At 59.2% G+C, this 6,726-nt stretch carries 7 protein-coding genes; 5 read left to right on the top strand and 2 right to left on the bottom strand.

The window, feature by feature from the left end; translation table 11 throughout:
* Nucleotides 1-96: 96 nt before the first annotated feature.
* Complete coding sequence (locus VXL81_RS07230) at nucleotides 97-315, bottom strand: hypothetical protein (RefSeq protein ID WP_340545336.1); 219 nt, start codon at nucleotides 313-315, stop codon at nucleotides 97-99.
* A 233-nt stretch (nucleotides 316-548) separates the two neighbouring features.
* Here VXL81_RS07230 and VXL81_RS07235 point away from each other — a divergent pair, with 233 nt between their 5' ends.
* The 4 genes from VXL81_RS07235 (at nucleotide 549) to preA (ending at nucleotide 4,406) form a co-directional block, all read left to right on the top strand.
* Nucleotides 549-812, top strand: coding sequence for a DUF2312 domain-containing protein (locus VXL81_RS07235; protein WP_014874404.1), 264 nt, complete (start codon nucleotides 549-551; stop codon nucleotides 810-812).
* Between the two features lie 190 nt (nucleotides 813-1,002).
* Complete coding sequence (locus tag VXL81_RS07240; protein ID WP_340545337.1) at nucleotides 1,003-1,398, top strand: RidA family protein; 396 nt, start codon at nucleotides 1,003-1,005, stop codon at nucleotides 1,396-1,398.
* A gap of 315 nt (nucleotides 1,399-1,713) precedes the next feature.
* Nucleotides 1,714-3,048 (top strand): NAD(P)-dependent oxidoreductase, encoded by a 1,335-nt coding sequence (locus VXL81_RS07245; protein WP_416542396.1) that lies wholly within the window; start codon nucleotides 1,714-1,716, stop codon nucleotides 3,046-3,048.
* A gap of 53 nt (nucleotides 3,049-3,101) precedes the next feature.
* Nucleotides 3,102-4,406 (top strand): NAD-dependent dihydropyrimidine dehydrogenase subunit PreA, encoded by a 1,305-nt coding sequence (preA, locus tag VXL81_RS07250; RefSeq protein ID WP_340545339.1) that lies wholly within the window; start codon nucleotides 3,102-3,104, stop codon nucleotides 4,404-4,406.
* A gap of 116 nt (nucleotides 4,407-4,522) precedes the next feature.
* Here preA and VXL81_RS07255 read toward each other — a convergent pair whose 3' ends face one another.
* Nucleotides 4,523-5,149 carry a TetR family transcriptional regulator C-terminal domain-containing protein gene (locus VXL81_RS07255; RefSeq protein WP_416540787.1) on the bottom strand — a complete coding sequence of 209 codons (627 nt, stop codon included), beginning with the start codon at nucleotides 5,147-5,149 and terminating at the stop codon, nucleotides 4,523-4,525.
* A gap of 240 nt (nucleotides 5,150-5,389) precedes the next feature.
* Here VXL81_RS07255 and VXL81_RS07260 point away from each other — a divergent pair, with 240 nt between their 5' ends.
* The gene (locus VXL81_RS07260) at nucleotides 5,390-6,640 is read left to right on the top strand and encodes a Zn-dependent hydrolase (protein WP_416536158.1); all 1,251 of its coding nucleotides are present in this window, start codon (nucleotides 5,390-5,392) and stop codon (nucleotides 6,638-6,640) included.
* The last annotated feature ends 86 nt before the right edge of the window (nucleotides 6,641-6,726 follow it).

A 6,726-nucleotide genomic window follows, 5' to 3' on the forward strand; every position in this document is an offset into this window, starting at 1 on the left:
GGTCAGCCGCTGGCCTGTCATGGTCACGGTCGGCCTCCCCGGGGGGCAGTGCGTCACCGACACGGTGGAGAAAACGGCGCCACCGCAAGGCGGGGCTTAGCCCAGGCTGAGCCCCAGCATGACCAGCATCAGGCCGATAACCGACAGGAATAGCGCGCCCAGATTATAGGGCAGGACCTTTTGGATGACGGCCCGCAGGGCGTCGTCGTCCAGCTTCTGACGTTTGGCCTGCATCACGCGCAGAACGCTCCACATCAGCCCCAAAAGACCGGCCACAGATACAGCCGCACCAGCCCAAACCAGAATCTCGTACATCGCAATCTCCGATGGCGGCGCGCCAATGCGCCGGTCGTTTTCAGGGGCAGCGCCTATCGGATTGCTGCGCCCGGGGCAACCCGCGCGGGCCTGGTGGGTTATGGTGTGTGGCAGATTTTGCCTATTGGGGCGGGCGCTGCGCGGGATTGTCCTATCACTGCTTGCGGACTGAGGTGCGCACTTGTATCTGGAGGGCTGATCCGAATGTCTACCCTTTGCCGACGGAGCCCACGATGGATATGACCGAAGACGAAAAAAGCGACAGCTACCGTGTGACCGCTGGTGAATTGCGCCAGTTTATCGAACGGTTCGAGCGTCTGGATGCCGAGAAAAAAGATCTCGCAGAGCAGCAGAAAGAGATCATGGCCGAAGCCAAAGCGCGCGGCTATGACACCAAGGTGATCCGCAAGGTGATCGCCCTGCGCAAGCGGGACAAGGACGATATCGCCGAGGAAGAAGCGGTTCTTGAAATGTATAAAGAAGCGCTTGGCATGTAACGGCGGCCTCAGACCGCGCGTGACTGCAAGGTGACGACATCGGCCCTCCGCCAATGCGGGGGGCTTTGTTGTTTCTGGGCCTTTGATCCCGGTTATGCTTTAGGTCTGTAAATTTTAAGCTTGAAGTATTTTCTCAGGTGACCGATATTGGCGGATAATTGTCCCCCGTCCGCCGATGCAGGAGTCCCCAATGCCCACAATCAACGTGCACCCCGATGGCTGGAAACCTGCAAAAGGCTATGCGAATGGCATGATCGGCGAGGGGCGGATGTTGTTTGTCGGTGGCCAGATTGGCTGGACTGCGGATCAGGTGTTTGAAACCGATGACTTCATCGGCCAGATGAGCCAGGCGCTTCAGAATATCCTGACCGTGGTGCAGCAGGCGGGCGGGCAGGCCAGCGATATCACCCGGCTGACCTGGTATGTCACCGACAAGGCGGAGTATCTGGCCCATCAGGCGGAGGTTGGCGCCGCCTATCGTGCGGTGATGGGTTATCATTTTCCAGCCATGACAATGGTCGTTGTTGCAGACCTGGTGGAAGACCGTGCCAAAATCGAGATCGAAGCGACGGCCATGCTTGCCTGAGGTGGCTGGGGCTTAGCCGCGCGCTGAATCTTTCTATGCGAATGGTCCTGTCGGCAGCGCTGCGGGCGTTGTTTTAGATCAGTTATCCTGACCTTTTTTGACACCGATACTGTCCCGAGCGCGCGGGTAGATTGAGGGATGCCGCGCCTGCCCATATTCTGGGCGGCGCGGTTTTCGTTTTTGTTTTTAACGCCTTGAGTGGAGGCTCGGCAGGGCAGGCTAAGAAAAACGTCATTTCAAAAATTTTACCAGTTGATAAAAAATCAAACTGTGGCACTCTGGTTTGCATAATAAACAAATCCAGGGAGACACCCAATGGCGACCAGCCATCAGGCATCCGGCGTTCAGGCAGGGCGTTTGTCCGCCTCAGAAATTGCCGACAACTTTGGAGATCTGCATCCGCAATATGAGGCGCATGAGGCGGCGGTGGCAGCGGATCGCTGCTATTTCTGCTATGATGCGCCCTGTATTACGGCTTGCCCAACCTCCATCGACATTCCGCAGTTCATCCGCGAGATCCAGACCGGCCACCCGGAAACGGCGGCGAAGACTATTCTCGAACAGAACATCCTTGGCGGGATGTGCGCGCGGGTCTGCCCGACCGAAACCCTCTGCGAGCAGGCCTGCGTTCGTGAAGCGGCCGAAGGCAAGCCGGTCGAGATTGGCCGTCTGCAACGCTATGCAACCGACACGCTGATGGAAAAGGGCGTGCACCCTTTCAGCCGCGCCGAAACAACCGGCAAGAAAGTGGCCGTGGTTGGTGCCGGTCCGGCGGGTCTCTCTGCGGCGCACCGTCTTGCGATGTTGGGCCATGACGTTGTCGTTTATGACGCCAGGTCCAAGGCGGGCGGCCTGAATGAATTCGGGATCGCCGCGTATAAATCCACCAATGATTTTGCGGCGAAAGAAGTCGATTGGCTTCTGCAGATCGGTGGAATTGCCATGGAATACGGCAAGAAGCTTGGTGGCGATCTGAGCCTCGATGCTCTGAAGGCCGAATATGACGCAGTGTTTCTGTCCATCGGTCTTGCCGGTGTGAACGCCCTGCGGGCGGCGGGCGAGGACAAGGACGGTGTGCGTGATGCAGTCGATTTCATCGCCGAGCTGCGTCAGGCCGATGATCTGGCAAACCTGCCGGTCGGTCGCAATGTCGTGGTGATCGGCGGCGGCATGACTGCGGTTGACGCGGCTGTGCAGTCGAAGCTTCTTGGTTCCGAGAATGTCACCATCGCCTACCGCCGCGGCCGTGACGCCATGGGGGCGAGCCGGTTCGAGCAGGACCTTGCGGCCACCAAGGGTGTAAAACTGATGTTCAACGTTCAGCCGGTGGCTGTGCACGGGAATGGCGCCTGTGCGGAAATCGAGCTGGAGTATACCACCAGCGAAGGCGGTCAGCTGACCGGCACCGGCGAGACGGTGCGGATCGCAGCCGACCAGATCTACAAGGCGATCGGGCAGACGCTTGAGGGCCAGCCGGACGCGCTGGCGCTTGATGGGCGCAAGATCAAGGTGGACGCGCAGGGCCGGACATCGGTCGCGGGGGTCTGGGCCGGGGGTGATTGTGCCTCTGGCGGCGAGGATCTGACAGTGACGGCCGTCGCCGAAGGTCGCGATGCGGCCATGGATATTCACGCCAGCCTGATGGGCTAAGCCAGCAGCAGGGCCGGACCCGGCCCTGTGTTGCCAGTGTAAGGAACAGACAAATGGCTGATCTGACAGCAGATTTTCTGGGGATTAAATCTCCGAACCCGTTCTGGCTCGCCTCTGCGCCGCCGACGGATAAAGAATACAATGTCCGCCGCGCCTTTGAGGCTGGCTGGGGTGGGGTGGTCTGGAAGACCCTCGGCTCCGAAGGCCCGCCGGTGGTCAATGTGAACGGTCCGCGCTATGGCGCGATCTGGGGGGCGGACCGCCGCCTTCTGGGGCTCAACAATATCGAGCTGATCACCGACCGCCCGCTTGAGGTGAATCTGGAAGAAATCACCCGCGTGAAAAAGGACTATCCAGATCGCGCCATCATCGTTTCGTTGATGGTGCCCTGCGAGGAGCAGGCCTGGAAGGATATCCTGCCGCGTGTCGAAGCTACCGGTGCTGACGGGATCGAGCTGAACTTTGGCTGCCCGCATGGGATGGCCGAACGTGGTATGGGCTCTGCCGTGGGGCAGGTGCCGGAATACATCCAGATGGTCACGGAGTGGTGTAAGAAATACTACTCCAAGCCGGTGATTGTGAAGCTGACGCCGAATATTACCGACATTCGCCACCCAGCGCGGGCGGCCAAAGCGGGCGGTGCCGACGCGGTCAGCCTGATCAATACGATCAACTCGATCGTATCGGTGGATCTTGATGCCATGGCGCCTGAGCCAACCATCGGCGACAAGGGCACACATGGCGGCTATTGCGGCCCGGCAGTGAAGCCGATTGCGCTGAATATGGTGGCCGAAATCGCCCGATGCCCGCAGACTCATGGCCTGCCGATCTCGGCCATTGGCGGCGTCACCACCTGGCGCGATGCGGCTGAGTTCATGACCATGGGTGCAGGCAACGTGCAGGTCTGCACCGCTGCCATGACCTATGGTTTCAACGTGGTGAAGGAGATGATCTCGGGCCTGAACCAGTGGATGGATGACAAAGGCTACAACCGTCTAGATGATTTTGTTGGTAAAGCCGTGCCCAATGTCACCGACTGGCAGTATCTGGATCTGAACTACGTCGCCAAGGCCAAGATCAATCAGGATGATTGCATCAAATGTGGTCGCTGCTTTGCCGCCTGCGAAGACACCTCGCATCAGGCTATCGCGATGAGCGAGGACCGCGTCTTTACCGTCAAGGATGACGAATGCGTCGCCTGTAATCTTTGCGTGAATGTCTGCCCGGTCGAAGGCTGCATCACCATGGAGGAGGTGCCCGCCGGTCAGATCGACGAACGCACGGGCAAAGTGGTGTCCGATGAATATGCAAATTGGACCACCCATCCCAACAACCCGTCGGTGACGGCGGCCGAATAGGGGGGGCTGGCGGCCTAACACGCTGCCCGGCTGACATAATTGGAAACGGCGCGTCCTGATCGGCGCGCCGTTTGCTATTGATCGCATCACACTGTTGAACGGGGGTTTGGCTAGGATCAGGACCTGCCGGAACCGGGAGGTGTCAGCATCCGGCGGAACATCCGGTCGAGATGCTCTGGTGCCGCATCAAACGGATCCTCATCCCCCATCAATGTGCGGACCTGCACATCGAAATCCGCATAATGCTGGGTCAGCGACCAGATCGAAAACAGAAGATGCTTCGGATGGGTCGGGTTCAGCTTGCCGTTTGTCATCCAGCCTTCGATCAGATCCGCTTTTTCTTCCAGTAGCGGTTTTAGATCCTTGGACAGGGTTTCCAGCATTCGTGGGGCGCCCTGGACAATTTCATTTGCAAACAGGCGGCTTTCGCGCGGGTAATCCCGACTCATCTGCAACTTGCGCTGTACATAGGACAGCAGTTCCTCCAGCGGGTCACCCTCGGCGTCGATGGCGCGCAGCGGATCCAGCCAGGTGTCAAGCAGCCCCGACAGCAGTTCCGTGAAAATCGCCTCCTTCGAGGGGAAATAGTAGAGAAGATTGGGCTTGCTTAACCCGGCGGCACGGGCAATCTGGTCGACAGTGGCGCCGCGGAATCCGCTGTTGGAGAATACTTCCAATGCGGCCTCCAGAATGGTGGCGCGATTCTTTTTCTGAATGCGGGTGGGGTTGCGATCCTTGGGCATGGGGCTGTTTGGGCTCTCGCTGGTGGCCGCAACACCGCTGCGCGCCTGAATTTCGCTCAACCGGCTCTGCGCGCCGGAGTTTTCTTGTCTTGTTAGACGCAATTTCTTGACTGAATGTCCACCCGTGATAGCCTGAGTTTGACCAGTTGGTCAAATCATGACCAGCGTTTCAAAGCCACCGACAAGGCGCAAAGCCGCGGGACCCTGCAAAAAAGCAGGGCAACAGGGAAGGAAGCTGAGATGACGTCGCTTGGACAGAATCTGAAGATCAATGGTGACAGGCTGTGGGACAGTCTGATGGAGATGGCAAAAATCGGACCCGGCGTCGCGGGCGGCAACAACCGCCAGACGCTCACCGATGAAGATGCCGAGGGGCGCGCGCTGTTTCAGACATGGTGCGAAGCGGCAGGTTGCACTATGGGGCTGGACACGATGGGCAATATGTTCGCCCGTCGCGAAGGAACCGACCCCGATGCGCTGCCGGTCTATATGGGATCACATCTGGATACGCAGCCCACTGGCGGTAAATATGACGGCGTCCTTGGGGTGCTGGGCGGGCTGGAAGTCATCCGCACACTCAATGATCTAGGCATCAAGACCAAACATCCGATCGTGGTTACCAATTGGACCAATGAGGAAGGCACGAGGTTCGCTCCGGCGATGCTGGCCTCCGGTGTTTTTGCAGGCAAGCATACGCAGGACTGGGCCTATGCGCGGGAAGATTCCGAGGGAAAGACCTTTGGTGACGAGCTGAAACGTATTGGCTGGGTGGGCGATGAAGAGGTTGGCGCGCGCAAGATGCACGCGATGTTCGAATTGCACATCGAACAGGGGCCGATCCTTGAGGCGGAAAACAAGGATATCGGCGTGGTGACCCATGGCCAGGGCCTGTGGTGGCTGCAATGTACGGTCACGGGCAAGGACGCCCATACCGGATCGACCCCGATGAACATGCGTGTCAATGCAGGCCTTGGCATGGCGCGCATGACGGAGGCGGCGCATCAGATTGCCATGGCGCACCAGCCCCATGCGGTCGGGGCAGTCGGACATTGTGACGTCTACCCGAACTCGCGCAATGTGATCCCCGGAAAGGTGGTCTTCACCGTCGATTTCCGGTCGCCCGATCTTGAAAAGCTGACGTCGATGCGGTCGAAATACGAGGTAAAGGCGAAGGAGATCGCCGACGAGCTGGGCCTTGGGCTGGAGATTGAACCGGTCGGTCATTTTGATCCTGTCACCTTTGATGAGGGCTGCGTCAGCGCGGTGCGCTCGGCGGCCGAGCGGCTCGGTTATAGCCATATGGATATCGTGTCAGGTGCAGGACATGATGCCTGTTGGATCAATGATCTGGCGCCGACGGCGATGATCATGTGCCCCTGTGTGGACGGTCTGAGCCACAATGAAGCCGAGGAAATTTCCAAGGACTGGGCGGCCGCCGGAACCGATGTCATGCTACATGCGGTGCTGGAAACTGCAGAGATCGTCGTGTGAGATGCGCCCCGGAAAGGTTTGGGGTGTGGGTTGCGGCAATCTGCGGCGTGCAGTGAAGGGGGCGCTGCCCCCGCGGCCCGCCGGGC

Origin of the sequence: Phaeobacter sp. JH204B (genome assembly GCF_048055755.1) — a bacterium.
Lineage (GTDB): Bacteria > Pseudomonadota > Alphaproteobacteria > Rhodobacterales > Rhodobacteraceae > Phaeobacter > Phaeobacter bryozoorum.